General features: G+C 39.7%; 28 protein-coding genes. 12 read left to right on the top strand and 16 right to left on the bottom strand.

Features of this window, described 5'->3' with window-relative positions; translation table 11 throughout:
- Positions 1–90 precede the first annotated feature (90 nt).
- Together CWC11_RS04740 and CWC11_RS04735 are read left to right on the top strand one after the other, a co-directional pair.
- On the top strand, positions 91–2,292 hold the full coding sequence (locus CWC11_RS04740) for a bifunctional diguanylate cyclase/phosphodiesterase (protein ID WP_138681738.1): 2,202 nt from the start codon (positions 91–93) through the stop codon (positions 2,290–2,292).
- A gap of 106 nt (positions 2,293–2,398) precedes the next feature.
- Positions 2,399–4,570 (top strand): YgiQ family radical SAM protein, encoded by a 2,172-nt coding sequence (locus tag CWC11_RS04735; protein ID WP_058546969.1) that lies wholly within the window; start codon positions 2,399–2,401, stop codon positions 4,568–4,570.
- A gap of 70 nt (positions 4,571–4,640) precedes the next feature.
- Here CWC11_RS04735 and CWC11_RS04730 read toward each other — a convergent pair whose 3' ends face one another.
- The 13 genes from CWC11_RS04730 to CWC11_RS04670 form a co-directional block, all read right to left on the bottom strand.
- Positions 4,641–5,048 (bottom strand): protein disulfide oxidoreductase, encoded by a 408-nt coding sequence (locus tag CWC11_RS04730; protein ID WP_249330646.1) that lies wholly within the window; start codon positions 5,046–5,048, stop codon positions 4,641–4,643.
- Between the two features lie 175 nt (positions 5,049–5,223).
- Entirely contained in the window at positions 5,224–6,582 is a 1,359-nt protein-coding gene (gene mgtE, locus CWC11_RS04725; protein ID WP_058546971.1) for a magnesium transporter, read from the bottom strand.
- A gap of 116 nt (positions 6,583–6,698) precedes the next feature.
- Positions 6,699–6,971, bottom strand: a complete 273-nt coding sequence (locus tag CWC11_RS04720; protein WP_058546972.1) for an HPr family phosphocarrier protein — start codon at positions 6,969–6,971, stop codon at positions 6,699–6,701.
- 42 nt (positions 6,972–7,013) lie between these two features.
- On the bottom strand, positions 7,014–7,859 hold the full coding sequence (gene rapZ, locus CWC11_RS04715; RefSeq protein ID WP_058546973.1) for an RNase adapter RapZ: 846 nt from the start codon (positions 7,857–7,859) through the stop codon (positions 7,014–7,016).
- A 16-nt stretch (positions 7,860–7,875) separates the two neighbouring features.
- On the bottom strand, positions 7,876–8,328 hold the full coding sequence (locus CWC11_RS04710) for a PTS sugar transporter subunit IIA (protein WP_104643613.1): 453 nt from the start codon (positions 8,326–8,328) through the stop codon (positions 7,876–7,878).
- Positions 8,329–8,332: 4 nt separating this feature from the next.
- A complete protein-coding gene (hpf, locus tag CWC11_RS04705) occupies positions 8,333–8,620 on the bottom strand; it encodes a ribosome hibernation promoting factor (RefSeq protein WP_058546974.1) in 288 nt (95 codons plus the stop codon).
- Positions 8,621–8,646: 26 nt separating this feature from the next.
- Positions 8,647–10,146, bottom strand: a complete 1,500-nt coding sequence (locus CWC11_RS04700) for an RNA polymerase factor sigma-54 (RefSeq protein ID WP_058546975.1) — start codon at positions 10,144–10,146, stop codon at positions 8,647–8,649.
- Positions 10,147–10,215: 69 nt separating this feature from the next.
- Positions 10,216–10,941: an LPS export ABC transporter ATP-binding protein gene (lptB, locus tag CWC11_RS04695; protein WP_058546976.1), complete on the bottom strand. Its 726-nt coding sequence runs from the start codon at positions 10,939–10,941 to the stop codon at positions 10,216–10,218.
- Positions 10,938–11,483 carry a lipopolysaccharide transport periplasmic protein LptA gene (gene lptA / locus CWC11_RS04690; protein ID WP_138681737.1) on the bottom strand — a complete coding sequence of 182 codons (546 nt, stop codon included), beginning with the start codon at positions 11,481–11,483 and terminating at the stop codon, positions 10,938–10,940. The genes lptB and lptA overlap by 4 nt, the downstream gene beginning before the upstream one ends.
- Positions 11,473–12,027, bottom strand: a complete 555-nt coding sequence (gene lptC / locus CWC11_RS04685) for an LPS export ABC transporter periplasmic protein LptC (protein WP_104641991.1) — start codon at positions 12,025–12,027, stop codon at positions 11,473–11,475. Before lptC ends, lptA begins: the two co-directional genes overlap by 11 nt.
- Entirely contained in the window at positions 12,024–12,575 is a 552-nt protein-coding gene (gene kdsC, locus CWC11_RS04680; RefSeq protein ID WP_138681736.1) for a 3-deoxy-manno-octulosonate-8-phosphatase KdsC, read from the bottom strand. The genes lptC and kdsC overlap by 4 nt, the downstream gene beginning before the upstream one ends.
- Positions 12,576–13,547 (bottom strand): KpsF/GutQ family sugar-phosphate isomerase, encoded by a 972-nt coding sequence (locus tag CWC11_RS04675; RefSeq protein ID WP_138681735.1) that lies wholly within the window; start codon positions 13,545–13,547, stop codon positions 12,576–12,578.
- 2 nt (positions 13,548–13,549) lie between these two features.
- A complete protein-coding gene (locus CWC11_RS04670; protein WP_138681734.1) occupies positions 13,550–14,518 on the bottom strand; it encodes a calcium/sodium antiporter in 969 nt (322 codons plus the stop codon).
- Between the two features lie 254 nt (positions 14,519–14,772).
- Between CWC11_RS04670 and CWC11_RS04665 the strand changes: the two genes are divergently transcribed.
- The 7 genes from CWC11_RS04665 to murA are packed head-to-tail and all read left to right on the top strand — an operon-like array spanning position 14,773 to position 19,437.
- Complete coding sequence (locus CWC11_RS04665) at positions 14,773–15,588, top strand: ATP-binding cassette domain-containing protein (protein WP_138681752.1); 816 nt, start codon at positions 14,773–14,775, stop codon at positions 15,586–15,588.
- On the top strand, positions 15,588–16,367 hold the full coding sequence (mlaE, locus tag CWC11_RS04660) for a lipid asymmetry maintenance ABC transporter permease subunit MlaE (protein WP_058546981.1): 780 nt from the start codon (positions 15,588–15,590) through the stop codon (positions 16,365–16,367). Before CWC11_RS04665 ends, mlaE begins: the two co-directional genes overlap by 1 nt.
- Positions 16,368–16,380: 13 nt before the next feature.
- Positions 16,381–16,929, top strand: coding sequence for an outer membrane lipid asymmetry maintenance protein MlaD (mlaD, locus tag CWC11_RS04655; protein WP_058546982.1), 549 nt, complete (start codon positions 16,381–16,383; stop codon positions 16,927–16,929).
- 5 nt (positions 16,930–16,934) lie between these two features.
- On the top strand, positions 16,935–17,615 hold the full coding sequence (locus CWC11_RS04650; protein ID WP_138681733.1) for an MlaC/ttg2D family ABC transporter substrate-binding protein: 681 nt from the start codon (positions 16,935–16,937) through the stop codon (positions 17,613–17,615).
- Positions 17,608–17,901, top strand: coding sequence for an STAS domain-containing protein (locus CWC11_RS04645; RefSeq protein ID WP_058546984.1), 294 nt, complete (start codon positions 17,608–17,610; stop codon positions 17,899–17,901). The genes CWC11_RS04650 and CWC11_RS04645 overlap by 8 nt, the downstream gene beginning before the upstream one ends.
- Before the next feature lie 5 nt (positions 17,902–17,906).
- Entirely contained in the window at positions 17,907–18,164 is a 258-nt protein-coding gene (locus CWC11_RS04640) for a BolA family protein (protein WP_058546985.1), read from the top strand.
- Between the two features lie 13 nt (positions 18,165–18,177).
- Positions 18,178–19,437, top strand: a complete 1,260-nt coding sequence (gene murA / locus CWC11_RS04635; protein WP_138681732.1) for a UDP-N-acetylglucosamine 1-carboxyvinyltransferase — start codon at positions 18,178–18,180, stop codon at positions 19,435–19,437.
- A 121-nt stretch (positions 19,438–19,558) separates the two neighbouring features.
- Here murA and CWC11_RS04630 read toward each other — a convergent pair whose 3' ends face one another.
- The 3 genes from CWC11_RS04630 to CWC11_RS04620 all read right to left on the bottom strand — a co-directional run bounded on the left by CWC11_RS04630 (position 19,559) and on the right by CWC11_RS04620 (position 22,667).
- Positions 19,559–20,641 carry a trypsin-like peptidase domain-containing protein gene (locus CWC11_RS04630; protein WP_058546987.1) on the bottom strand — a complete coding sequence of 361 codons (1,083 nt, stop codon included), beginning with the start codon at positions 20,639–20,641 and terminating at the stop codon, positions 19,559–19,561.
- A gap of 100 nt (positions 20,642–20,741) precedes the next feature.
- Complete coding sequence (locus tag CWC11_RS04625) at positions 20,742–22,094, bottom strand: Do family serine endopeptidase (protein ID WP_058546988.1); 1,353 nt, start codon at positions 22,092–22,094, stop codon at positions 20,742–20,744.
- Between the two features lie 129 nt (positions 22,095–22,223).
- A complete protein-coding gene (locus CWC11_RS04620; protein ID WP_138681731.1) occupies positions 22,224–22,667 on the bottom strand; it encodes a Z-ring associated ZapG family protein in 444 nt (147 codons plus the stop codon).
- Positions 22,668–22,801: 134 nt separating this feature from the next.
- Here CWC11_RS04620 and zapE point away from each other — a divergent pair, with 134 nt between their 5' ends.
- The 3 genes from zapE to rpsI all read left to right on the top strand — a co-directional run bounded on the left by zapE (position 22,802) and on the right by rpsI (position 24,971).
- A complete protein-coding gene (gene zapE / locus CWC11_RS04615) occupies positions 22,802–23,890 on the top strand; it encodes a cell division protein ZapE (protein WP_138681730.1) in 1,089 nt (362 codons plus the stop codon).
- A 251-nt stretch (positions 23,891–24,141) separates the two neighbouring features.
- Positions 24,142–24,570, top strand: a complete 429-nt coding sequence (rplM, locus tag CWC11_RS04610; RefSeq protein WP_002957960.1) for a 50S ribosomal protein L13 — start codon at positions 24,142–24,144, stop codon at positions 24,568–24,570.
- 8 nt (positions 24,571–24,578) lie between these two features.
- Positions 24,579–24,971 carry a 30S ribosomal protein S9 gene (rpsI, locus tag CWC11_RS04605; protein ID WP_024600778.1) on the top strand — a complete coding sequence of 131 codons (393 nt, stop codon included), beginning with the start codon at positions 24,579–24,581 and terminating at the stop codon, positions 24,969–24,971.
- Positions 24,972–25,541: the final 570 nt, after the last annotated feature.

Raw genomic sequence — 25,541 nt, 5'->3', positions numbered from 1 at the left:
AGTTGAAATACAACAACTTTTTATTAATCGACTATAGTATGAATTAGGATATAAACCAAAATAATTTTTTGTTGTTACGTAGGAGTGCTGATGTCGTCAGAGCAAAATGATTTTTTATTTTTAGAACAAGACTATGAAGATGAAGAAGTAGTTGAGCAGTCTAAGTTTTGGGACATTTTAATTGTTGATGACGAACCAGAAATTCACTCAGTAACAAAACTTGCTCTATCAGGATTAGAATACAATGGTGCAGGCCTGAGGTTTCATGATGCTTACTCAGGGGCTGAAGCTATAGAAGTATTGGCAAATAACGATAGCATTTGTGTAATATTTTTAGACGTTATAATGGAAACCGACGATGCAGGCTTACAAGTTGTAAAAAAAGTACGTGAGGAGCTTAATAATCAGCACGTCAGGATTATTTTAAGAACAGGGCAAGCGGGCAATACTCCTGAAGAAAAAGTGATACGTGAGTACGATATAAATGACTACAAAACTAAAACAGAACTCACGCGCTCAAAGCTAGTCACTTCTTTAATCACTGCTATTCGTTCGTACGAGCAAGTGTGTAAGCTTGAGTATCAAAGCTATGCAATGAATACGATTGTTTCTGCGTCTAAATCTATTTTGGGGCTGACGGATATAAAGCAACTTTGCAAAGAGATTGTTGATCACATGGGCATTATTTTGCAATGCGAAGCGCAAGGGTTAGTGTGTAGCAAGCTAGATGGTGATGATTTTATTCAGGTCTTAGGTGGTAATGGTGCATACCATAGCTGCTTTGGTGAAAAGCTCTCTACAATCAATCATGAAATTTTTTCTCAAGTCGAGCAGTGTTTTAATCTATCTGAGCATCATTATACTGACTCCACAGCGACTTTTTTATTAAAAAGCAAACACAGAAAAGCCGCTTTATATATTGAATGTGACAACATCCCCACTGATGAACAGCTTCAGTTTGCCGAAATATTTCTAACCAATGTAAGTGTCGCACTTGATAATGTAAGGCTTTTTGTAAAGCTAAGGGATGCGGCTTATAAAGATGTACTTACTGGAATTTCTAATAGAACAAATTTTATAGAACGCGTAGCACACTTTCAAAACCCTCACGTAAATGACTATGTTTTTGTATTAATTGATGTTGTAAATTTTGCAGATATCAATAATGGGCTTGGACAAGAAGTTGGCAATAAGCTTTTAATAGGGATTGTTCAGCGTCTAAAAGAAAGTTACCCGACGGCTAAAGAGTTATCGCGTATTGGTGCTGATGTTTTTGGGTTTCTTGTTAGGCGAGATGAATTTGATTTAAAAGCGCTAAATGAATATTTGAGTAAACCATTTCACGCGGAAGATAATTTATTACCAATTGATTTTAGAATAGCACTTTGTGAACAACAAGACTTTCAAAGTACTGGCATTGATACTCTTAAGGTGGCGTATATTGCCTTAAACCAAGCTAAAAAATTAAAGCACAAGGAGGGCGTGTACTACACCATTGAGATGCAAGATAAAATGGCTTGGCGTTTAGGTATTATAAGACAATTAAGGCATGACTTTTCACGTAACAAATTAGAAGTATGGTATCAGCCACAATTATCACTAGATGACTTGTCATTAATAGGGTGTGAGGCTTTGCTAAGGTGGCCAGGCGAGAATGGGACTTATATATCACCCGCTGTATTTGTACCGTTAGCTGAGGATGCTGGACTAATTGTAGATATAGGCCAGTGGGTGCTTGAGCAAGCTTGCCAACAGCAAAAGCGCCTTGAAAAAATGGGTGAAGAAATAGGCATTGCTGTGAATGTATCTGTACCTCAGTTTAAAGTTAAAGGTTACGCTCAAAATGTAAAAGCGACTTTAGAAAAGTATTGTGTTAAACCTAAAAATATCGAGTTAGAAGTAACTGAAAGCGTAGTAATGGATGAACTTGATACTGTTATAAATACATTAAGAGAGCTAAAAGAGCTGGGGATAGAAGTCGCTATTGATGATTTTGGCACTGGCTTTTCATCATTAAGTTACATACAAAGCTTACCATTGGATAGACTTAAAATAGACAGGGCATTTATTAAAGACTTACCTGATAAAGACACTGGTGCTATAGCGTCGTTAGTTATTTCATTAGGTGCAAAGTTAGGTTTAAAAACAATTGCTGAAGGCGTCGAAACACAGCAACAAGCTCAATTTTTAAAGGATTTAGGCTGTGATGAGGTACAGGGGTTTATGTACGCTAAACCTATGCCAGAGCACGAGCTTGTTGAGTTTATTAATAAACGAAATAATAAAATTTAATTAAATTAATAATTTATAGTTAAAGGCGCTGATACTTGTAATGTTGTATAAATACACAATGCTATGAGGTATAATTCGCGCCTTTTGTTATTCTACGGCCACATTTATGAGCACACTCAAAGCTAAGCGCGCCTTATTCTCTTACCCAAAATACTGGGCAGAGTGTTACGGCACTGCACCATTTTTACCAACATCACGCGAAGAAATGGATGCACTTGGCTGGGACAGCTGTGACGTAATAATAATTAGTGGCGATGCGTATGTCGATCACCCTAGTTTTGGTATGGCTGTAATTGGCCGAGTACTTGAAGCACAAGGCTTTAGGGTCGGTATTATTGCTCAGCCAGACTGGAATTCAAAAGATGCCTTTATGGGGCTAGGTAAACCCAATTTATTTTTTGGTGTAACTGCCGGTAATATGGACTCGATGATCAACCGTTATACGGCTGAAAAACGTATGCGCCATGATGATGCCTACACACCAGGAAATGTTGGTGGAAAACGCCCAGACCGAGCTGTAATGATTTACTCTCAGCGCCTACGAGAAGCCTACAAAGGTGTGCCTATTGTTATTGGTGGTATAGAAGCAAGCTTACGCCGTATTGCTCATTACGATTATTGGCAAGAAAAAGTACGTCGTAGTATTTTATTTGATGCCAAAGCAGACATACTTATTTACGGAAATGCTGAACGCCCATTAGTTGAAGTTGCTCACAGGATTGCTGCAGGTGAAACAATGGATACAATTCAAGATATTCGCGGTACAGCCGTTATTCGTAAAGAGCCTTTACCTGGTTGGCGTGGTAGTGATTCAACCGCAATCGATAAAATAGGTAAAATAGATCCTATTCCTAATCCGTATGGGGCTGATGATGTTGGCTGTAGTAAGTCAGAGTTTAAACAAGCCGGAATCGATTTAAAAGCAGAAGCTGCAAAGCCTATAACTATTCAACCTGCTCGTCCTAAACCGTGGGAAAAAACATACGTAAAACTCCCTGCATTTGAGCAAGTGAGTGTTAATAAACCCTTATACGCTCATGCATCACGTATTTTGCATCAAGAAACAAACCCAGGTTGTGCCCGTGCGCTTTTTCAGCGCCACGGTGATCGCTCTATTTGGGTAAACCCGCCAGCTTATCCGCTTGAAACGCATGAAATGGATGATGTATTTGGTTTGCCGTATCAACGTATTCCGCATCCAAGTTATGGTGATGCTAAAATACCTGCTTACGACATGATTAAAACATCGGTTAATATTATGCGTGGCTGTTTTGGTGGTTGTTCGTTCTGCTCCATTACAGAGCACGAAGGGCGAATTATTCAAAGTCGCTCACAAGAATCAATAATTGAAGAAATTGAACAAATTAGAGATAAAGTACCTGGCTTTACTGGGGTTATTTCTGATTTAGGTGGCCCTACTGCTAACATGTATAAACTTCGATGCACGAGTAAAAAAGCAGAGAGTACGTGTCGTCGTTTATCGTGTGTTTATCCCGATATTTGTAAACACATGGATACTGACCACACTCCAACAATCGATTTGTATAAAAAAGCCCGAGAAGTAAAAGGCATTAAGAAAATTTTAATCGCTTCGGGCGTACGTTACGACTTAGCTGTGCGCGATCCTCGTTACGTTAAAGAATTAGTAACGCATCATGTTGGCGGTTATTTAAAAATTGCACCTGAGCACACTGAAGACGGTCCTTTATCTAAAATGATGAAGCCGGGCATGGGCGCGTACGATCAATTTAAAGAATTATTTGATAAGTACTCAAAAGAAGCTGGTAAAAAACAGTATTTAATACCGTACTTTATATCTGCTCACCCAGGGACAAAAGACGAAGACATGGTAAATATGGCTTTGTGGCTTAAAACAAATGACTTTAAGCTAGACCAAGTGCAAAACTTTTACCCTTCACCAATGGCAAATGCGACGACTATCTATCACACTGAAATGAACTCGCTTCGCAACATCAAAAATAACGCTGAGGTGGTGCCTGTTCCTAAAGGGGCTCGCCAACGTCGATTACATAAAGCGATTTTACGCTATCATGATGCATCAGGCTGGCCTATGATCCGTGAAGCACTGCGTAAAATGGGTAAAGCTAATTTAATAGGTAAAGGCCCTAATTGCTTAGTACCAGAAGAAGGCCGAGATGAAAAAGCAGGTAAAGGCGGTAAAGGTCGCCCAGCTTTAACGCGCCATACCGGTTTTAGTCAATTTAAAAAGGCGAATACAAAACCAAAAGTGGGTGGTAATCGTCAGCGAGCAAGGTAATAGCCACGCAAGCCTAAAATTTATAAGCTCTTTATTGCCACATTAGTTACGGGCAATAAAGAGTTTTTTGCTAAAAAGCTTCAGATAACCATAAGCGTAATTTAAGCGACCATAAAGGCTGAATGCCTGTAAGCCCTTGCGTCATTTTGCTATCTTTTAAGACTATGTAGGAAGGCGTTACTTGTCCTTGCCAATCGGCAAATATCTCACCATTTTTATCGTTTATTGTTGTAAAGGTATAGCTGTTTTCGTTGAGATAGCGATGAAGATCTTGATCTGATCCCGACTTTATTGCAATGGTCACTACCGAGTAATTAGTGTCTTTTGCAAGCTCGTTTATAGCTTCAGAGGTAATACTACAAATAGGGCACCAAGTACCCCAAAAATAAATAAGCGTTGGTTTACTTTGACTCGTTGTATTGAGGTTAATTACCTGGCCTTGATAATCTATTAGCTGCAATTGCGGGTTAGCTGGCATCACAGGTTGTCGCCACCAATTGATAGCCGTATAAATTATGGAAAATATAAAACATACACCAACACACTCTTTAGTGTTGAAAGCCCTTTATGTTTGAGTGATTTTTTAGGTTTGTTTTTGTTATTAGCTGCCATGAGAGTACTTATTTAAATCACTTTTATAAAACGGTTTAAACTTATACCAGTAACCAGGTAGCAGTACCTAAAAAGGCAAATATACCAACAATATCTGTTACGGTAGTGAGCACAACACTGCCTGCCAATGCAGGGTCAATATTCATTTTTTTCAATATAATAGGAATACTTGCACCAGCCACGCCCGCGACGACTAAGTTCATAAACATAGCAAACGCGAGTACGCCACCAAGCATAAAATCCCACTGCCAAAGTGCTATAACACCAGCAATTAAAAGAGACCACAAAATACCGTTTAACGCGCCAATGGCAAGCTCTTTCATCATTAAGAAGCGTTGGTTTGTTTGATTTATATGACCTACAGCAATACCACGAATAACAAGTGTTAAAGATTGGCTGCCAGCAACGCCCCCCATAGAAGGCACAATACCGTTTAGCACCGCCAAAATAGGCAATACATCTAAAGTACCTTCAAAAAAGCTTGCTACAAAGGCTGCTGCAAGAGCGGTTAATAAGTTTACACCTAACCAAACTGAGCGTTTTTTTGAGCTTTTTAAAACGGGTGCAAAGGTATCTTCTTCGTCATCAAGACCCGCTAAGCTCAAAAGGCTATGCTCAGCGTCTTCGCGTATTACATCAACAATGTCATCAATGGTTACACGGCCTAAAAGGTGTGCGTTATCATCAACTACCGGTGCAGATATCCAGTTATGACGCTCAAAAAGTTGTGCAACTTCACTTTCATCCATAGAGATTGGAATAGATTCACAATCTTCGTCCATTAAATCAAGAACGATTTTTTCTGGTGGGTTAGTTAGTAAGGTGCTGAGTGATAATGCACCTAAAAAACAGTTATGCTTATCAACTACATATAAGTCATCAGTGCCTTCAGGTAGCTCGCCTCTAAGTCTAATATAACGAAGCACTACATCCAGAGTAACATCAGGGCGAATGGTTACCGTATCGGTGTTCATTAACGCGCCAGCAGAGCGCTCTTGATATGATAGGGCTTGAGTTGCACGCTCTCTGTCTTGAATATCCATTGCGCTAACAACGTCTTTATAGACGGTGTCAGGCAGGCTTCGTAGTACTTCACCTAAATCATCATGCCCCATGTCTTCAGTAGCGGCGGCAATGTGTTCAGGCTCCATTTGAGCAATAATGCCCAAACGTACATCTTCAGAGAGCTCTTCAAGAACGTCACCTTGTACATCAGGGTCAACTAATTGCCAAAGTAAGCGACGGATTTTGTGAGGTGATGATTCTAGTAAAAGTGCGGTGTCACAAGGGGCTGTTTTTGCAAGCATGCGCCTAACTTGAACAAATTGACCACTATTGAGTGACTTGGTCACCTGTTTTAATTGTTGTAGTGGGTAATCTTGTTCAAAAGCTTCAGGCATTGGCGTCCTTTAAAATTTTTATATTACTTTAGGGGAGACGGTGAGTGTACAGACGCACTAACCTTATTTATAAGCTTAACCGGGTAAAATTTTTTATTACTAAAAGTTAAGCCTAATTATTCTTGTTCATTAAATCGTTGTGCTATTAGTTGCCCAACAGCATGTAAGGCTTGCTCAGAATCGGGGCCTTCACACACTACTTTAACTTCTTTACCTTGGCTGCTTTCTAGTAGCATTAATGCAAGTACGCTATCGCCAGCTGCTTCTTTATCATCTTGAAATAGTGTAATGGTGGCATCAAACTGTACGGCTAATTGCGCAAGTACAGTGGCAGCTCTAGCGTGTAAGCCAAGTTTGTTTTTTATTAAAAAAGTGTCTTCACAATGCATAAGTTACTCTATGTAAGCTGAACAGGTGATTATTCGGCTGTATTATTTTTCTTGTTCGCGGTGTCTAATTTTTACGTTAGGGTGTGTCATCGCAAAGCTCTCACCAATTGTTTGTGCTAAATACACCGAACGGTGTTGCCCGCCCGTACAGCCAATGGCAATCGTTAAGTAACTACGATTATTACGCTCTAGGTGTGGTAGCCATGTTTGTACAAATGTTTGAATTTGCCAAGTGAATTTTTGTACTATGCTGTGACTCGCTAAGTAATCTTTAACAGGTTGGTCTAAACCATTTAAAGGCTTAAGCTCTGGCTCCCAATGCGGATTTGGCAAAAATCGAGCATCAAATACGTAGTCAGCTTCTTTAGGAATACCGTGTTTAAAGCCAAACGATTCAAAGGTTACAATAAGTTGCTTATCTTTTTTACCGAGAATTTTTTCACGAATAGACTCAGCTAACTGATGAACACTTAAGTCGGTTGTATCGAGCATGAAATCTGCGCGGGTTACTAATACATCTAGCAGTTGTTTTTCTTTTTTTATCGCTAAATCAAGTGGTAACGAGTCAATAGAAAGCGGGTGTAATCGGCGTGTTTCAGAAAAACGTTTGATCAGAGTTTGGTCGTCACTATCTAAATAAAATAAAGTGGGATTTGCAAAGCCCGGGAGGTATTCAAGAATATCGTTAAACTCATCTTGCTCTTTTGGGATGTTACGCACATCGATACTAACAGCTATTTTATCGTAGGTATCCGATACGCTTCGCACTAAAGAAGGCAGTAGGTTTACTGGAATGTTATCTACGCAATAATAACCTAAATCTTCTACAACGCGTAAAGCAACCGACTTCCCAGAACCAGATCGGCCACTTATGATAATTAACTCCATTTATCACCCTTTTAAACTACGATTGATTAACAATAACTTGGTAAAGCTCAGCATCGGATTTTGCACAGCGTAACTGTTTACAAAATTCTTTGTCATTTAGTTTATCAGCTATGGTTGCGAGAGTCTTTAGGTGCTGTTGGTTATCACCATCTGGTACGATGAGTGCAACAAATATATCAACAGGGCGGTTATCAATCGCATCAAAATTTATGGCTGTCTCGCTTACAAGCACTATTGCTAATGGCTCTTCTGCGCCACTCATTCTTCCATGAGGAATTGCAATACCACGGCCTATGCCTGTGCTACCAAGCTTCTCTCTATTCATTAGAGCACACAAAATATCTTGCTGTGAAAGATAAGGAAGCTTTTCATGAGCGAGTTCGCTAATAAACTCTAAAATTCTTTTTTTGCTATTAAAAAGGACCGCAGCTTTGCTGCAGTCCTGGCATATAAGTGAGCTTAATTTCATCATATTAGTGTCGAGCAAGCTTCTCTTTGTGTTTAATAACTTGACGATCGAGCTTGTCAATCAACGAGTCTATGGCAGCATACATGTCTTGATGTTCGGTAGATGCAAATAATTCTGCACCACTTACATGGATTGTAGCTTCAGCTTTTTGGTTAAGTTTTTCTACATCGAGAATGACATGAACATTGTTTATATGATCAGAATGCCTTTCTAGCTTTGCAAATTTATTATTTACGTAGTCTCTTAATGAATCAGTAACATCTACATGACGACCAGTTAAGTTTAGTTGCATAAGCGTTTTCCTCTTTGTTTTGCGTCTTATATCAAACTCTTTCGTTGATTAGACGGTGGAATAGCCAGAGATTCGCGGTATTTTGCGATTGTGCGTCTAGCTACTTTAATTCCTTGCTCAGCCAATATATCCGCAATTTTACTATCACTCAATGGTTTTGCTGAGTTTTCTGCGGCAATCAGTTTTTTAATCAAAGCACGTATTGCTGTAGATGAACACTCACCACCATTTTCGGTGCTTACGTGGCTTGAGAAAAAGTATTTAAGCTCAAATATACCACGTGGCGTGTGCATATACTTTTGAGTAGTTACACGCGAAATAGTCGACTCGTGCATTTCTACCATTTCTGCAACATCGTTTAAAACCATAGGTTTCATGGCTTCTGGACCGTGTTCAAAAAAGCCCTGTTGTTGCTTAACAATACAATTAGTTACTTTTAGTAGTGTGTCGTTTCTACTCTCTAGGCTCTTTATAAACCATTTAGCTTCTTGCAAATGAGAGCGAATAAATTGACTGTCACCACTAGATTTAACTGTTCGTGACATAGCTGCATATTGGCTATTAACACGTATCTTAGGCATGCTATCTGGGTTTAGCTCAACTACCCAACGGCCTTTTATTTTTTTAACTGATACATCGGGGATCACATACTCTGATTCTTCCCTTACAATAGTATCTGCTGGCTTAGGGTTTAGAGTGTGAATTAACGTCATTACTTCTTTAAGCTCGTCTTCTTTGAGCTTAGTTTTCTTCATTAATGTACGATAGTCGCGAGCCGCTAATAGATCAATATGATCGGTTAAAATCATCTTTGTTTCATTGATAAAAGGCGTATCTTTATCAAACTGATTTAGCTGAATACACAAGCACTCTTGTAAGCTACGAGCTGCTATACCCACCGGATCAAACAACTGAATACGTTTTAAAACGGCTTCTATTTCATCAAGTTCAACTTCGCCCTCGTCGTCGTTCTCTTGATTAAAGCTTTCTAAAATATCTTCACAGCTTAGCGTTAATATACCTGAGTCATCGACTGCTTCAACAATCGCTATTGCAATTGCTTCATCAGTAGGGCTAAACGGCGTGAGCTGTAATTGCCACATTAAATACTCGTGAAGAGTTTCGGTTGAAGCACCTTGGTAAATAGACTCATCTTCTGGCATAGGGCCTGATGATGAAGCAGGAGCTGCGCTCATGTACTCATCCCAGCTTACATCCATAGCCATTTCGTCACTTACTGTGTCTTTAGTAAGTGCTTCACCACTGTCTTGCTCGTACTCGCTTGGTTTTTCATCGGCATTAGCACTTACGGTTAATTCATCGTTATCTGCTTTTTGCTCGTTTTTGCCAGCTGATTCTTCCGTGTAATCTTGTTCATCTACTTCTAGAAGCGGATTGCTATCAAGCGCTTCTTGTATTTCTTGCTGGAGATCCAATGTACTGAGTTGCAACAAACGAATTGCTTGTTGCAGTTGTGGAGTCATTGTAAGTTGCTGGCCCATGCGCAGCTGTAATGATTGCCTCATGTATCTCTAACAATCCTTTTATGTTGTTATAATTAATACTAGCAGATGCTTAAAGACATGGCGTAAATGTTACAGCCTAAATTGCTCGCCTAAATAAACATCGCGTACCGTTTTATCATTTAATACGTGCTCTGGTGTACCAGAAGCGATTAACTCTCCATGAGAAACAATGTAGGCTTTTTCACAAACATCAAGGGTTTCTCTTACGTTATGATCGGTAATTAATACACCAATCCCACGATTTTTAAGATGTTCTATTATTTTCTTTATATCTAACACCGATATAGGGTCTACACCTGCAAAGGGTTCGTCGAGCAATATAAATTTAGGATTAGCAGCTAGTGCGCGTGCAATTTCTACGCGGCGTCGCTCACCACCCGATAAAGCCATACCTTGGCTGTCTCGAATATGTTGAATACTAAATTCATCTAACAAGTTGTTAAGCGTATCTTCTCTTGCTTTTTTGTTAAGCTCTTTACGCGTTTCTAAAATAGCCATTAAATTTTGATAAACGGTAAGTTTTCTAAAAATTGATGACTCTTGTGGTAAGTAGCCTATGCCTAATCTAGCACGACTATGCATAGGTAAAAGAGTAATATCGTTCTCATCAATAGAAATTTTGCCTTTATCACTCGGTACAAGGCCCACTATCATATAAAACGTAGTAGTTTTACCTGCGCCGTTAGGCCCAAGCAATCCAACAATACTGCCAGCTTTAACTTCTAGGCCAACATTTTTTACTACTTCACGGCCTTTATAGCTTTTTGCTAATAGCTCTGCTTTTAATGTACTCATGGCTGGCCTTTGTCACTTTTTTTTACTTTTTTAGGCTCAACTGGCACTAAAATAGTGTGAACGCGATCGGTAGAGTTTTCATCTTTTTCGGCGCTAATTAATTGCTGTTGCATGTCGTACGTAATACTTTTTGCATTGATTTTTTGACCCGCTTGAGCGACTTCAGCATCGCCAACAAGCGTTAAAAATCGCTTAGCAACATCGTAACGTACTTCGTTTGCACTGGCGCTCATTACTGTGCCGTCAGCTTGTTTTTCTTCAAAATAAGCTGGGCTACCTGTTGCTATTAATAATTGCTTGTTATCACCTAAATCATCGCGTTTGTGTACTTCTAATCTGTCAGCTGTAATACGACGATTACCGTGAATAATCTCTACGTTTTTTTCAAAAATCCCTACATTAGCTTTTAACTGGCCTTCTTGTTTGTCGGCGCTAATTGAAATTTGATTGGCAGCAGGAGAAGCTTCTTGTTCTGCCGCATAGCCATTAAAAGCAAGTAAAAGAGTTGGAATTATAAGTATTTTAGAAATTTTATTGGTCATAGTATATGGTTCGCGTATGGTTAATTAGTTTAATCACTTCAGTTTTTAAGTCGGCTTCAAGGCCTTTACCGGTGATTTTTAAATTGGGTCCAGTGATGACAACAGGTTGCTCCGAGCGCATTGTTAATAGTTCTATATCGACCTGAATATTATCAGCGTTGATTTTGTCTATCATGGCGTTATCGGTTAAGTTTTTGGCAACTACATTACCTTCTAATATTAACTGTTTGTCTTCGTATAATGTTGCTTCGTCAGCGTTTATTTGCCACGTTTGCTTTTCGTTATATAAGGTAAATATAGGCTTTTCAAAAAATGTAAAACCTAGCTGCTGGTATAGCTCCATTTTAGCCGCTGTTACTTTGTGGCTAATTTTACCTTGTTCATCATAAGCTGTTTGCTTCAGTTCTATGGCTATGTAATCAGGCTTAGCAATCACTTCAGGTTCTGCCTGAGGAGCTGTATTTGTTTGGGTAAAATAAGGGTACCAAAGCCAAACCATACAGCTAATGAATAAAATGCTAAGTATTATGCGCGCCGCATTCATGAACTCGTGCCTTGTGTGGTAAGTGCCTTACCATTTTCAAGCATGAGTAAATCGGTAAGCTCTCTTACTGCCCCAAAACCACCTGGCATTTGGGTAACGTAGTGCGATAAGCGTTTAATAAGTGGGTGAGCATCGTTTACAGCAACGGCAAAACCAACTTGCTCCATTACTGGCATATCGGGGCCATCGTCGCCAATATAGGCAATTTGGTCATCGCTTAGGTTGAGCTTGTTTTTTAGCTCTTGATAAGCAATTAGCTTGTCTTCTTGACCTTGATAAATATGTTGCACTGTTAAACTGCTCATACGGGTTTGCACTATTTGAGAGTGACGCCCAGTAATAACGGCTACTTCAAAGCCACTATTTATTAATGCTTTTATGCCAAAGCCATCTTTGGTGTTAAACGCTTTTAGCTCTTCGCCTTGGTTGCCAAGGTAAATTCGCCCATCAGAAAAAACACCATCAATATCGCATATAAGTAGCTTTACTTTTTTAGCGCGCGCTTTTGCATCAGCACTTAGCGGTTGATAGAGATCTTCAAATTGCATTTATAACACTCCTGCTTTTAATAGGTCTTGCATGTTTAGTGCGCCAATTGGTTGGTTTTTTTCGTTAACCACAATTAACCCATTTATACGTTTGTTTTCCATTATATTGAGCGCTTCAGCTGCAAGTATATCTTGGGTAGCTGTTGTACATGACTTAGTCATTACCACACTGATTAAAGTGGTGTGAATATCAATACGTTGCTCTAAAATACGGCGTAAATCGCCATCGGTAAATAATCCCGCGAGCTCTTTGTTGTCATTAACTATCGCGGTCATGCCTAATCCCTTGGCTGACATTTCAATTAATGCATCTTTTATAGTTTGCGAAATATTAATAATAGGTGTGTTTGCACCGCTGTGCATTACGTCTTTTAGCGTTAGTAGTAAACGCTTACCTAGGCTGCCTCCTGGGTGCGATAGAGCAAAGTCATCTGCGGTAAAACCTCTAGCCTCTAGAAGTGCTACAGCCATAGCATCTCCCATAGCTAAAGTGGCTGTGGTACTTGCTGTTGGCGCAAGACCTAATGAGCAGGCTTCTTTTTCTACTTTTATGCACACATGTACATTAGCAAGTGTTGCCATGGTTGATTGCATATTACCCGTCATGGCTATCATTTTTGCACCAAGTCTTTTTAATACTGGGATGATATTTAAAACTTCGCTGGTTTCCCCAGAGTTTGAAATAAGCATAACCACATCATTTTTTGTGATCATGCCTAAGTCGCCATGGCTCGCTTCACCTGGGTGAACAAAAAAGGCTGGGCTACCCGTACTTGCAAGTGTGGCGGCTATTTTATTACCTATATGGCCTGATTTTCCCATGCCAATGACAATAATGCGGCCCTGGCAGTCGTACATTAATTGACATGCATGATGAAAGTTTTCATCAACATATTGAGAAATATCACTCAATGCTTGGCGTTCTATATCAAGAACGCGAAGGCCTTGTTCAATAAAGTTTAACTGCGCCATGTTTACCCTATTTGACTGAAAATATAACCTTGGTAGCCTAAAAATGCTAATAGCAATAAGCCGCCTTCTACTCTATTGATACGCTGAGAACCTCTAAAGTTCAACGACATAATAATAAGAGCAAGTGTTGCACCTATCATTATTAATACATCTCGACTCACTAATGATGGATCAATTGCTGAAGGGTTAATAATACCGGCTAGTGGTAATACGGCTAAAATATTAAATATGTTTGAGCCCACAATATTACCAAGAGCAAGGTCGTCTTCATTTTTTAATACACCTGCAATAGAGGCTGCAAGCTCAGGTAAACTCGTACCTATGGCAATAATAGTTAAGCCGATGACTAAATCGCTCAAGCCAAAGTATTTTGCAATATCAACCGCTGAGCCCACTAAAAAATGTGAACTTACAGGAAGTAAAATCATGCCAATAACTAGCCAAAATACAGCTTTTTTTGTTGGAACGTCATTAGGTACTTCATCGCATGCTTCTGACACAAACGGATCATCTTCATTTTTCGCGCGCATAGAAACAATAATCAGCCCACCAATAAAAACGATAAAGCCAATTAAAAGTGCTATGCCTTCACCAAACGAAAAGTAGTTATCTGAAAACACATACCAAGTAGCCAATGATACGAGCATCACTAATGGCATTTCGCGTTTTAATGTACTTGAAGATACTGCAAGAGGGCGAAAAAGGGCGGTAATACCTAACACAAGTAAAATATTTGTAATGTTTGAACCCACAGCATTACCAACAGCTGTATCGGTTTTATTAGCTAAAGCTGCTGAGGCCGAAACCATCATTTCTGGCGCTGATGAACCCATAGCTACAACGGTTAAACCAACAATAAGCGTGGGAACGCCAAAGTTTTTAGCAAGGGCTGCTGCCCCATAAACAAACCTGTCTGCACTCCAAACCAGAGCTGCAAAACCAAGAATCAAAATAACAAACGAGGTAACCATTGTGATAAGCCAGTTATTCAAAATAGAGATGGCGCGAATAGTAACAAAAGCCAACATGAAAGTATAAATAAAAGAGTCAGGTCTGCTCTAATGGGCCCAGTGCTTTTAGTTTATATTTATAAACTTAAGCATGTGTTAAGGGAAAATCCCTCAGCCTTAGAACACTTTTTATAGGTGTATTACAAAATCTTACGAATTGTTTTTTCCATCTTTGATAAAAAACCCTTAAAATAGGATCACTAGTGAACATTGTTATGGAGAGCGACTTGTCGCAATCAATAGTAGAAGTCAAGGATGTGAGCTTTTCGCGTGGCGATAGAACCATATATAAAAATATGAGTTTCAGCGTACCTAAAGGTAAAATCACTGCCATTATGGGGCCAAGCGGAATTGGCAAAACCACCATGCTGCGTTTAATCGGCGGTCAGCTTAAGCCTGACTCCGGTGATATTTTATTTGAAGGTGGCAGCATTCCAAGTATGTCGCGTAAAGAGCTGTATGCGGCCCGAACAAAAATGAGCATGCTTTTTCAAAGTGGTGCTTTATTTACTGATATGTCGGTATTTGACAATATTGCGTTTCCAATTAGGGAGCATACAGATTTAAGCGAAGATATTATTCGATTAATAGTCTTAATGAAGCTTCAAGCGGTTGGTTTGCGTGGTGCTAAAGATTTAATGCCCTCTGAGTTATCGGGTGGTATGGCAAGACGTGCCGCATTAGCGCGCTCTATTGCTTTAGACCCCGAACTCATTATGTATGATGAACCATTTGCAGGACAGGACCCTATTTCTATGGGGGTATTGGTTAAGCTAATAAAGTCTTTAAATGAAGTGCTTGGTTTATCTTCATTAATTGTAACTCACGATGTTACAGAGGTTATGAGTATTGCCGATCACGTCATTATTATTGCTGATCAAGGCGTAATAGGCACAGGCACTCCCGATGAAATGCGCAATCATGAATCTCCATTAGTGCAGCAGTTTTTAAATGGTTTGTCGGATGGGCCTGTACCATTTCACTTTCCTGCGCAAACGTATGCCGATGAGTTACTTGGAGAAAAAGCATAATGTTGGATTTATTTCAAAGGCTTGGGCGAAAAACGCTAGGGCGTTTTGCTGCGCTTGGCCGTTCAGCACACATGCTGTTTAGTGCGCTTGCACATGTTCCTAATTTTAAAAAAGGTACCCCTTTACTTGTACGCCAACTATACATGGTGGGCTCGCAATCATTACTTATCATAATGGTATCTGGCTTATTTATAGGCATGGTTTTAGCGCTACAAGGGTATACGGTTTTAGTTGGCTATGGCGCGGAAGATAGCCTTGGTCCCTTAGTGGCATTGAGCTTATTACGAGAGTTAGGGCCTGTTGTTACTGCGCTATTATTTGCAGGGCGAGCAGGTAGTGCGCTCACCGCCGAAATCGGCTTAATGAAAGCCACAGAGCAACTTTCATCACTTGAAATGATGGCAATCGATCCGCTAAAACGCATAATAGCGCCGCGCTTTTGGGCCGGCTTTATTAGTATGCCTTTACTTGCATTAATATTTTCAGCTGTAGCAATCATTGGTGCTCATTTAGTAGGAGTTGATTGGTTAGGTGTTGATACAGGTAGTTTTTGGTCAATCATGCAGTCGCAAGTATCGTTTCAGCAAGACATACTAAATGGCTTAATTAAAAGCTTTGTGTTTGCAATTGTAGTAACTTGGATTGCCCTTTATAAAGGGTATGACTGTGTGCCAACCTCTGAAGGTATTAGTAAAGCAACCACCGAAACGGTTGTTCATTCTTCATTGGCAGTTTTAGGTTTTGACTTTATTTTGACAGCGGTAATGTTTACCAGCTAATAGGGTATAGATAATGAATTCACGGAAATTAGAAATTTTAGTTGGTTTTTTTGTAGCGCTAGGCATTTTAGCATTTGCGATGTTAGCACTAAAAGTAGCCAATTCTGGTATTAGTGGCTCAGGCGAAACATATACGCTAAATGCTAAATTTGAAAACATAGGCTCACTTAAAGCGCGGGCCCCAGTTAAAGTGGGTGGTGTAGTGATTGGTCGTGTTGAGTCTATTTATGTTCACCCGCAAGAATTTTTACCTGTAGTGAATATGACAATAGATGCGCAGTACTTATGTCGTTTTTCAGATACGAGCTCTATCTCAATTTTAACATCGGGTATTTTAGGTGAGCAGTACTTAGGTATTCACCCTGTTATAGCTCCAAGTTCAGCAGAGCAGCGCTGTTTAGGCGAAACAGTTACAGAGAATAAACAAGACGAAGCCATTGATGATTTATTTGGCGTAGAAAGCAAAGCGTTAGGTGATGGAGATTCAATGACAGATACCAAGTCTGCCATAGTGCTTGAAGAGTTAATTGGGCAGTTTTTATTCAACCAAGGTAGTGAGTAATTATTATGTTGAAAAAGTTTTTAGCGATTGTAGCCATAGGTGCAATAACATTAACGCAGAGCGTTAGTGCGGCAGAAGTAAAATTAAATGATCCTAATAAAATGGTACGTCAGGTATCTGAGTATACATTTGAGCGTATCAAAAAAGATCAGCCGCTTATTAGTAAAGACAAAGAGCATCTTCGCGTTATTGTTGAAGAAGAGCTTATGCCTTACATTGATTACAAATATGCAGCGCTTCGTGTATTAGGTAGCGAAGTATCTAAAGTACGTGCAATTACAGACGAAGCAGAAAAAGCTAAAGCAATTAAAGAAATTCAACGCTTTATTAGCGTATTCAGAGAGTACTTAGTTGCAACTTACGCAGGTGTATTTACTCAATATACCGATCAGCATGTAGAATTTGGTGCAGAGCAGCCGTTTAAAGGTAAAGACGTGGTTGTTGTAAAAACAAAAATCATTGAAGACGGTAAACCTGATATTAAAATTGATTTTAAAGTACGTGAAGATCGCAGCGGTGAGTGGCGTGCATACGACATGATTGCTGAAGGTATAAGCTTACTAGATGCTAAACAAAGCGAGTTACAAGGTATTTTACGCCAGCAAGGTATTGATAATGTAAGTAACCTTTTAGAGCAAAAGAGCCAACTGCCAGTTCAGTTTAGAGGCAACAATTCAAATGACTAAATTGGCAATAAGCCAAGTTGATGAACAGCACTTTCGGGTAAGTGGAGAACTTACTCGAAATTCAATTGGCAATGAACAGCTTCTGAACGATAAGTTATTAACTAAGCATAAAACCACCTATTTTGACCTTAGTGAGGTATCTAGGGTTGACACAGCGGGCTTAGCTTGGTTAATTCACTCTTTTGCAGAATTTAAGCAACAAGGTATCCGCCTTGAATTGCAAAATCCACCTGAGCAATTGCAAAATTTAATGCAATTGGGTCAAGTTACAACCCTATTTGAGTGAGAGTTATGGAAACTAGCCAAGTCGAAACATTATTACGCGACGAACTTCAATTATCTGAAGTACATGTAAAAGCCAATGGTAGCCATTATGAAGTGATTGCCGTAGGTGAATGCTTTGACGGTTTAAGCCGAGTTAAAAAGCAACAGCTAGTTTATGGCCCATTAATGAATACTATTTCTGATGGCACAATTCACGCTGTATCAATTCGTGCTTTTACTCCTACCGAGTGGAAACGTGAACAAAAATTTATTTTACCTCAATAGTTAAGGCCTCCTAATGGATCAATTTGTAATTCAAGGTGGCACTTCACTTGCGGGTGAAGTTACTATTTCTGGCGCTAAAAACGCTGCATTGCCTATTCTATTTGCTTCATTACTTGCTGACGGTGTAAGTACTTTTACTAATGTGCCTCGCCTTCGTGACATAGTAACAACAGAAGCATTATTACAAACATTGGGTGCAGAGGTTAATTGGCAGGGCGATACGCTAATAATCGACGGTTCTAGCGTTAATAAAACCCTTGCTCCGTATGAGTTAGTAAAACAAATGCGTGCATCTGTTTTAACGCTCGGCCCTTTAGTCGCTCGCTTTGGTGAGGCACAAGTGTCTTTACCTGGCGGCTGTGCTATTGGTGCTCGCCCAGTAGATATACATATTCAGGGTTTAGAGCGCATGGGCGCTATAATCAACGTTGAAAATGGTTATATTAATGCCAAGGTTGATGGCCGCTTAAAAGGCGCCGAAATTTTTATGGAAATGGTGAGTGTAGGCGCTACCGAGAACCTATTAATGGCGGCCGCATTAGCTGATGGTAAAACAATTTTAGACAATGCTGCTCGTGAGCCTGAAATTACTGACTTAGCAAATTGCTTAATCGCAATGGGAGCTAAAATTAGTGGTGCTGGTACTAGCCGCATTGAAGTTGAAGGTGTTGAGCGATTAGCTGGTTGTGAGCACAGTATTTTACCTGATCGTATTGAAACTGGAACGTTTTTAGTTGCAGCAGCAATGGCTGGCGGTGAAGTGCTTTGTAAAAATACAGACTTTCATTCACTTGAGCCTGTTATTGAAAAACTGCGTGCTGCTAATGCACTCGTTGAAGTAAAAGAAGGCAGTATATATTTAGATATGCGTAAGCGTGAGCTTAAAGCTGTAAATATTAAAACAATGCCGCATCCGGGTTTTCCTACTGATATGCAAGCACAGTTTACTGCTTTAAACGTAGTGGCTAATGGTAGTGCAACTATTACTGAAACCATTTTTGAAAACCGTTTTATGCATGTACCTGAGCTACAGCGTATGGGCGCTAATATTCGTTTAGAAGGTCATACTGCTATTTGTGGTGATACCGAAAGTTTAACGGGTGCGCAAGTAATGGCGACTGATTTACGCGCCTCAGCGAGCCTAATTTTAACGGGTATAGTTGCTCAAGGTGAAACGGTTGTAGATCGTATTTACCACGTTGATAGAGGTTATCAACGTATTGAAGATAAGCTAAGTGCGCTAGGTGCAAATATTAAACGTAGAAATAGTTAAGTAATACTAATTTGCTTAATTAACTATTAGGGTCAGTTGACCGTTCAAGGTTAAATTTGCAGGTTGGTATTAACCAAATATAAAAAAGGCCGGATATGCTATAAAGCTATCCGGCCTTTTTTTAAAGCTTAGTTTCAAGCTCGGCAACCGTTACCATAATCTTTTCTATTTTACCGTTACGATAAAGCTCAAATTCAATTTCTTTACCGGGTTCTGTATTACCTATTCTTTCGAGTACTTTTTGTGGATTAGCTACAGACAGCCCTGCAATTTTAATAACAATATCTTGCTCTTCAATGCCAGCTTGCCACGCCGGACCTAATGGGTCTAAGTTAGTAATACGCATGCCTGCAACCTCGGTAAGGCTGTCGTTTACTTCTTTGCCTGTACTATCTACCGCGGTGCCTTCAAAGCCTAAGTAGCCACGTACAACGCGGCCATGGCGAATCAGTTTTCCCATCACTTCTTTTGCAAGCGAGTAGGGGACCGCAAAAAATATTCCTTGTATATTAAGGTTTTCACGTGTTTTAAACTGCGCCGAAGTGATACCCACTAAGTCACCATTTGAATTCACCAGCGCCCCACCAGAGTTACCAACATTTATAGCTGCATCCATTTGCAGTAAATTGTTATAAGGGCTGTCAGTAATTTTTTGTTTACCGGTTGCACTAATAATACCTTGTGTAATGGTTTGCCCTAAATTAAGAGGGTTACCAATTGCAAGCACGACATCGCCAACACTTGATGAGTAGTCGTCGTTAACCGGAATAACAGGTAAGTGATCTGCATTTATTTTCAATAGCGCTAAATCAGTAATAGTATCAAAACCGATTAACTGCACGTCAAAAAACCGCCTACCGTCGGTAAGAATAACCATGATCTGGTCTGCATTATTAATAACGTGATAGTTAGTTAATATATAGCCGTCTTGCGCCATAATAACGCCAGATCCCAGCTCTTGTACGGTATTTTGTCGTTTATAGCGTGGCTCTTTAGAAATGCTTTCTGAGAAAATAGTCACTACAGATGGCGCAGCTCGTTTTACTGCATCCGAAAAACTTAAATGGCTTGAGCTCATCGCACTTGGGATAGGTACATTAGGTAATAGGGCTGCTCTCATATTTGGGCTAAAGAAAACCACGAGAAAGGCAATACCTAAGCCTGCAAACAACGGGGGAAGAACAAATTTTAGTAGTTTCAGCACGAGTTTCTTATTATTTGTGAGCAATCTCTTTATGATGGCATAAAAAAAATAACAGCGGCAAGTGCCACTGTTACTTTTATTACATTTATACTGCGATTAATTATTGAATGAGTATAAATATCGACTCTCGGCCGCGTTTTACGCCCAGTACAATATTGCCTTGCGTACTTTCGATGATTTTATTCATATCGCGAATCGTTTCTACGCGTTGACGGTTCACCTGCATGATCACATCTCCCTCTTCTAGGCCTACACGAGCCGAAGGTGATCGCGGATCAACAGAGGTTACTTCAACACCCTTATTACTATTTTTTTGCACGTTTTCAAGCTCTGCACCTTGAAAAGCAGGATGAAGCTCTTCGCCTGTAGCGGTAACGCCTGATGCACCATCAAGTGTCACTTCTACTGTTTTAACTTTACCGTCGCGATAAATGCCTAGTTTAACTTCACGGCCTTCACCTAAGGTTGCAATTTTACTACGTAGCTCATGAAAACCACTTATGTCGCTGCCATTAATACTGGTAATTACGTCACCAGCTTTAATGCCTGCTTTGCTTGCTGCGGTATCATCCATTACTTGCATTACATAAGCACCTTGCTTAACGTCAAGTTGCTGGGCTTTTGCTAGTCCTGCATCTAATGGACGGCCAGAAATACCCAGTGAACCTCGGCGTACTTCGCCATGTTCAATAATTTGATCAACTAAGTTTTTCATCATGTTTGATGGTATAGCAAAGCCAATACCTACATTACCGCCTGATGCACCTAAAATTGCGGTATTAATACCAATCAACTCACCATTTAAATTAACTAATGCGCCACCAGAGTTACCCTGGTTAATAGCCGCATCCGTTTGGATAAAGTCTTCATAACCTTCTATATTTAAACCACTGCGGCCCAGTGCACTTACAATTCCTGATGTTACTGTATGGCTCAAACCAAATGGATTACCAATTGCCACAGCAAAATCGCCAACGCGCAAGCTATCTGAATTAGCCAGCTTAACTTCAACTAGGTCGTCAGCCTCAATTTGTAGTAACGCAATGTCAGACTCAGTATCGCTACCAATTTTTGTAGCTTCGTATTCTCGTCCATCTTCGAGTGTAACAACCATTTTTTCAGCGTCTTGAATAACATGATTATTGGTTACTACATAACCTTCATCAGCATCAATAATAACACCTGAGCCTAAACCACTAAATTGGCGTTTTTGGCTACGAGGTTGAGGATTGCCAAAAAAGTACTCAAGTGGATCGGCGCGGCGGCGTACTTCTTTCGAACCAGAAACTTGGATACTAACTACACCTGGGGTAATTTGCTCAAGCATTGGTGCGAGTGTTGGTAATTGTTGACCATTTACTGCTACCGGTAATTTTGCATATGAGGCGACCGGGCTTAATAACAGGCTAGTAGAAAGAATAGCTGCGCTGATAAGTGATAATTTCATTTTCATAGTCAGGGTTTACTCCACTTAGGAAAAGCAAAAATTAAAAAAGGCTGCACAAGCAGCCTTTTTTAGTTTGTCAGTAATAAAACAACAAAGCTGTTATATCTAAAGACTATGGGGTCAAAAAAAAGTTCATCAAGATGCTTTAGAATGTTCTGAAACTTTATTCTGTCCAGCAAATAAACCTGACTCTCCCGATACATAATCGGCTGGTTGTGCTTGTGCATTTGAGCGATCGCACTGGCGTTCTTTTAAAGAAGCCTGCAATTGTTCTGTTGTTTCTTTAGAGAAAAACGGTTCCGCAGGGGCTTTATTTCTATCTTCTAATAATAGTTGATTGGTTTCTTCCACGTGACTAAGAAGCTGATCGTAGTTTTCTTTCATTTTATTGACGAGCTTGCCTGTGCTCGCTAAATGATCGGCTACATCTTGGCGATATTGCTCAAGCGCGTTCTCTGCTTGTTCAGCCTGCTCTTTTAATTCATCTTGCTTAAATTGCTTTTTAGTAACAAATGCACCAATAAAAAACGCCACTACAGCAGTAATAACAACTAAACCTACCCACATAACTGTGCCCATAATTCTACCCCTTTGGGAAAATAACTAATGAATGCCTGATTCAATTACAAATCATACTAAGTGTAATATACCCCGACTGATGATGCGTGTTAATATGCTTTACAAATTAAACTGCGTTTTAAATGTAAATAGATATGACTCCTTGGCAAACATACCAGCAAGACCTCAAGCGTGATGACTTTGTACATGACTCAGCACAAGAAAATGCAGTACGTCATTTACAGCGTTTATACGATGACCTAACCCAAGCAAAACCTAAAAAATCGGGCTTTTTTGCTAAGTTATTTAATAGTGACGAACCAGAGCCTATTAAAGGTTTGTATTTTTGGGGTGGTGTAGGGCGTGGTAAAACCTATTTAGTTGATACATTTTATGAGGCATTGCCTGGCACACGTAAAATGCGAGTGCATTTTCATCGTTTTATGCATCGTGTTCACGATGAGCTTAAAAAATTAAATAACACAGCCAATCCGCTTGAAAAAATTGCTGATATTTTTAAAGCCGAGACCGACATAATTTGTTTTGATGAGTTTTTTGTTCAAGATATTACCGACGCCATGTTACTTGGTGGCTTAATGCAGGCATTGTTTGCCCGCAACATTGTACTTGTGGCTACTTCAAACATTATCCCTGATGACTTATACCGAAATGGCTTACAGCGTGCACGTTTTGTACCGGCTATTGAGCTGGTAAAAGCAAACACAGAAATAGTCAATGTAGATTCTGGGATTGATTATAGATTGCGTACCCTTGAGCAAGCTGAAATATTCCATAGCCCATTAGATGAACAAGCTGATAAAAACTTATTTGAATATTTCGACAAGCTATCGCCAGAAGCCGGAAAGCATGATGAGCCAATCGAAATTGAAGGGCGTTTAATTAACACTCGTAAAGTGGCTAAATGTGTAGTTATGTTTGAATTTAGCGAGTTATGCGAAACTGCTCGTAGCCAAGTAGACTATATGGAAATTAGCCGCTTGTTTAACACTGTAATAATTTCGAATGTTAAACAGCTTGGTCAAACTAATGACGATGCAGCGAGACGTTTTATTGCGTTAGTTGATGAATTTTATGAGCGCCATGTCACATTAATTATATCTGCTGAAAAACCGATCACTGAGCTTTATACGCAGGGCAATCTAAACTTTGAATTTAAACGCTGTATAAGCCGCCTTCAAGAAATGCAGTCTTTAGAGTATTTAGCAAAAGAGCATTTAACTTAGAAATTAAGCTATATATTTTAGAGTGTTTAATTTTATTAAATTTCTTGCGGAAAAAACAAGCGCCCAGTAGCAATGTGATTTAAGTGCTGGTATACTCCCGCGTCTGCCACGTTGCGTTCTATGTCCTCATATAGTTTAGCCACTTGTGAGCGGCGCAAAAGTCTAAAACTCGAAGGGGTTGTAGCATACTTAGAGCGGTAGTTAATATTAACTACCTGTGGTTTTAATTGAAAAACATTGGATTTTTATAAATGAAAACGTTTGTTGCTAAACCAGAAACAGTAAAACGTGACTGGTACGTAGTTGACGCTGAAGGTAAAACTTTAGGTCGCATCGCTACTGAAATCGCTCATCGCCTACGCGGTAAGCATAAAGCTGAATACACTCCTCACGTAGATACTGGTGATTACATCATCGTTATCAACGCTGAAAAAGTTACTGTAACTGGTAACAAATTCAAAGATAAAGTGTACTACGCTCACTCTGGTTTCCCAGGTGGTCTTAAGTCTACTACTTTTGATAAACTTCAAGCTGCAAAGCCTGAAATGATCATCGAGAAAGCTGTAAAAGGCATGTTGCCACGTGGTCCTTTAGGCCGCGCTATGTACCGTAAACTTAAAGTTTACGCAGGTACTGAGCACAATCATGCTGCACAACAGCCTCAGGTTCTAGACATTTAAGGAGCACTATCATGGCAAATCAATACTACGGTACAGGTCGTCGTAAAAGTTCAAGTGCTCGCGTATTCTTACGCCCAGGCACTGGTAACATCGTAATCAACAAGCGCTCTTTAGAAGAGTACTTTGGTCGCGAAACAGCACGCATGGTTGTTCGTCAAGCTCTTGAGCTTGTAGACATGACTGAAAAATTTGACCTTCACATCACCGTTGCCGGTGGTGGTACAACTGGTCAAGCTGGTGCTATCCGTCACGGTATCACTCGTGCACTTATGGAGTTTGACGAGTCATTACGTCCACAACTTCGTAAAGCAGGTTTTGTTACACGTGATGCACGTAAAGTTGAACGTAAGAAAGTGGGTCTTAAGAAAGCGCGTAAGCGTCCACAGTTCTCAAAACGTTAATCTATACGTTATCAAGAATTCAAAAACCCAGCTTATGCTGGGTTTTTTGTTATCAAAAATTAGTGATTACTACTTACAAATTAACAACTAAATTTTAAATACTTACCTCTCAAACCCCGCTTCTTCGCGACCTAAGCACTGATCATATTTATATAAACACGCGTATTAAATGTACGAAAGTTAAAAAATACCCAGATAGCTGCAAAAAAGTTAAATAATTATCGTAATTAGTTTAAATCCATCAGTTAATTGGTGGAATTTTTTGCTACAATTGGCTGGCAAGTAAAATGAGTGAGTTTAACCACACTATGTGCAGTTTTTACTGTTTCCTCTTAGTGGTGTTGATCTTGGTCAGTATATTGTTTTTACAGAAGCGCTATTATAGTCGTTCGGCTTTATTCTCGAGCTAACTTAATCAAATGTTTGATCAAGTCAGGTTTATTCGAGCATGGGGCTGTGAATAACCTTGTTTTAATCAAGGGTTTTAATTATGATCGCTTCTATTTTAAAAATTTCGAATAATTAACCTGCTGTAACTGATGTTCTCAATATAGCAAGTGTTGAGAATCA

This window comes from Pseudoalteromonas sp. S3178, assembly GCF_005886985.1.
Classification (GTDB): domain Bacteria; phylum Pseudomonadota; class Gammaproteobacteria; order Enterobacterales; family Alteromonadaceae; genus Pseudoalteromonas; species Pseudoalteromonas carrageenovora.
The sequence above is the reverse complement of the archived record's forward strand: the minus strand, read 5'-3'. Positions and strand labels throughout refer to the sequence as shown.

Coding starts and splice junctions, on each gene's coding strand:
- CWC11_RS04740 (WP_138681738.1), top strand. CDS start 91: ATGTCGTCAGAGCAAAATGATTTTTTATTTTTAGAACAAGACTATGAA.
- CWC11_RS04735 (WP_058546969.1), top strand. CDS start 2,399: ATGAGCACACTCAAAGCTAAGCGCGCCTTATTCTCTTACCCAAAATAC.
- CWC11_RS04730 (WP_249330646.1), bottom strand. CDS start 5,048: ATGCCAGCTAACCCGCAATTGCAGCTAATAGATTATCAAGGCCAGGTA.
- mgtE (WP_058546971.1), bottom strand. CDS start 6,582: ATGCCTGAAGCTTTTGAACAAGATTACCCACTACAACAATTAAAACAG.
- CWC11_RS04720 (WP_058546972.1), bottom strand. CDS start 6,971: ATGCATTGTGAAGACACTTTTTTAATAAAAAACAAACTTGGCTTACAC.
- rapZ (WP_058546973.1), bottom strand. CDS start 7,859: ATGGAGTTAATTATCATAAGTGGCCGATCTGGTTCTGGGAAGTCGGTT.
- CWC11_RS04710 (WP_104643613.1), bottom strand. CDS start 8,328: ATGAAATTAAGCTCACTTATATGCCAGGACTGCAGCAAAGCTGCGGTC.
- hpf (WP_058546974.1), bottom strand. CDS start 8,620: ATGCAACTAAACTTAACTGGTCGTCATGTAGATGTTACTGATTCATTA.
- CWC11_RS04700 (WP_058546975.1), bottom strand. CDS start 10,146: ATGAGGCAATCATTACAGCTGCGCATGGGCCAGCAACTTACAATGACT.
- lptB (WP_058546976.1), bottom strand. CDS start 10,941: ATGAGTACATTAAAAGCAGAGCTATTAGCAAAAAGCTATAAAGGCCGT.
- lptA (WP_138681737.1), bottom strand. CDS start 11,483: ATGACCAATAAAATTTCTAAAATACTTATAATTCCAACTCTTTTACTT.
- lptC (WP_104641991.1), bottom strand. CDS start 12,027: ATGAATGCGGCGCGCATAATACTTAGCATTTTATTCATTAGCTGTATG.
- kdsC (WP_138681736.1), bottom strand. CDS start 12,575: ATGCAATTTGAAGATCTCTATCAACCGCTAAGTGCTGATGCAAAAGCG.
- CWC11_RS04675 (WP_138681735.1), bottom strand. CDS start 13,547: ATGGCGCAGTTAAACTTTATTGAACAAGGCCTTCGCGTTCTTGATATA.
- CWC11_RS04670 (WP_138681734.1), bottom strand. CDS start 14,518: ATGGTTACCTCGTTTGTTATTTTGATTCTTGGTTTTGCAGCTCTGGTT.
- CWC11_RS04665 (WP_138681752.1), top strand. CDS start 14,773: ATGGAGAGCGACTTGTCGCAATCAATAGTAGAAGTCAAGGATGTGAGC.
- mlaE (WP_058546981.1), top strand. CDS start 15,588: ATGTTGGATTTATTTCAAAGGCTTGGGCGAAAAACGCTAGGGCGTTTT.
- mlaD (WP_058546982.1), top strand. CDS start 16,381: ATGAATTCACGGAAATTAGAAATTTTAGTTGGTTTTTTTGTAGCGCTA.
- CWC11_RS04650 (WP_138681733.1), top strand. CDS start 16,935: ATGTTGAAAAAGTTTTTAGCGATTGTAGCCATAGGTGCAATAACATTA.
- CWC11_RS04645 (WP_058546984.1), top strand. CDS start 17,608: ATGACTAAATTGGCAATAAGCCAAGTTGATGAACAGCACTTTCGGGTA.
- CWC11_RS04640 (WP_058546985.1), top strand. CDS start 17,907: ATGGAAACTAGCCAAGTCGAAACATTATTACGCGACGAACTTCAATTA.
- murA (WP_138681732.1), top strand. CDS start 18,178: ATGGATCAATTTGTAATTCAAGGTGGCACTTCACTTGCGGGTGAAGTT.
- CWC11_RS04625 (WP_058546988.1), bottom strand. CDS start 22,094: ATGAAAATGAAATTATCACTTATCAGCGCAGCTATTCTTTCTACTAGC.
- CWC11_RS04620 (WP_138681731.1), bottom strand. CDS start 22,667: ATGGGCACAGTTATGTGGGTAGGTTTAGTTGTTATTACTGCTGTAGTG.
- zapE (WP_138681730.1), top strand. CDS start 22,802: ATGACTCCTTGGCAAACATACCAGCAAGACCTCAAGCGTGATGACTTT.
- rplM (WP_002957960.1), top strand. CDS start 24,142: ATGAAAACGTTTGTTGCTAAACCAGAAACAGTAAAACGTGACTGGTAC.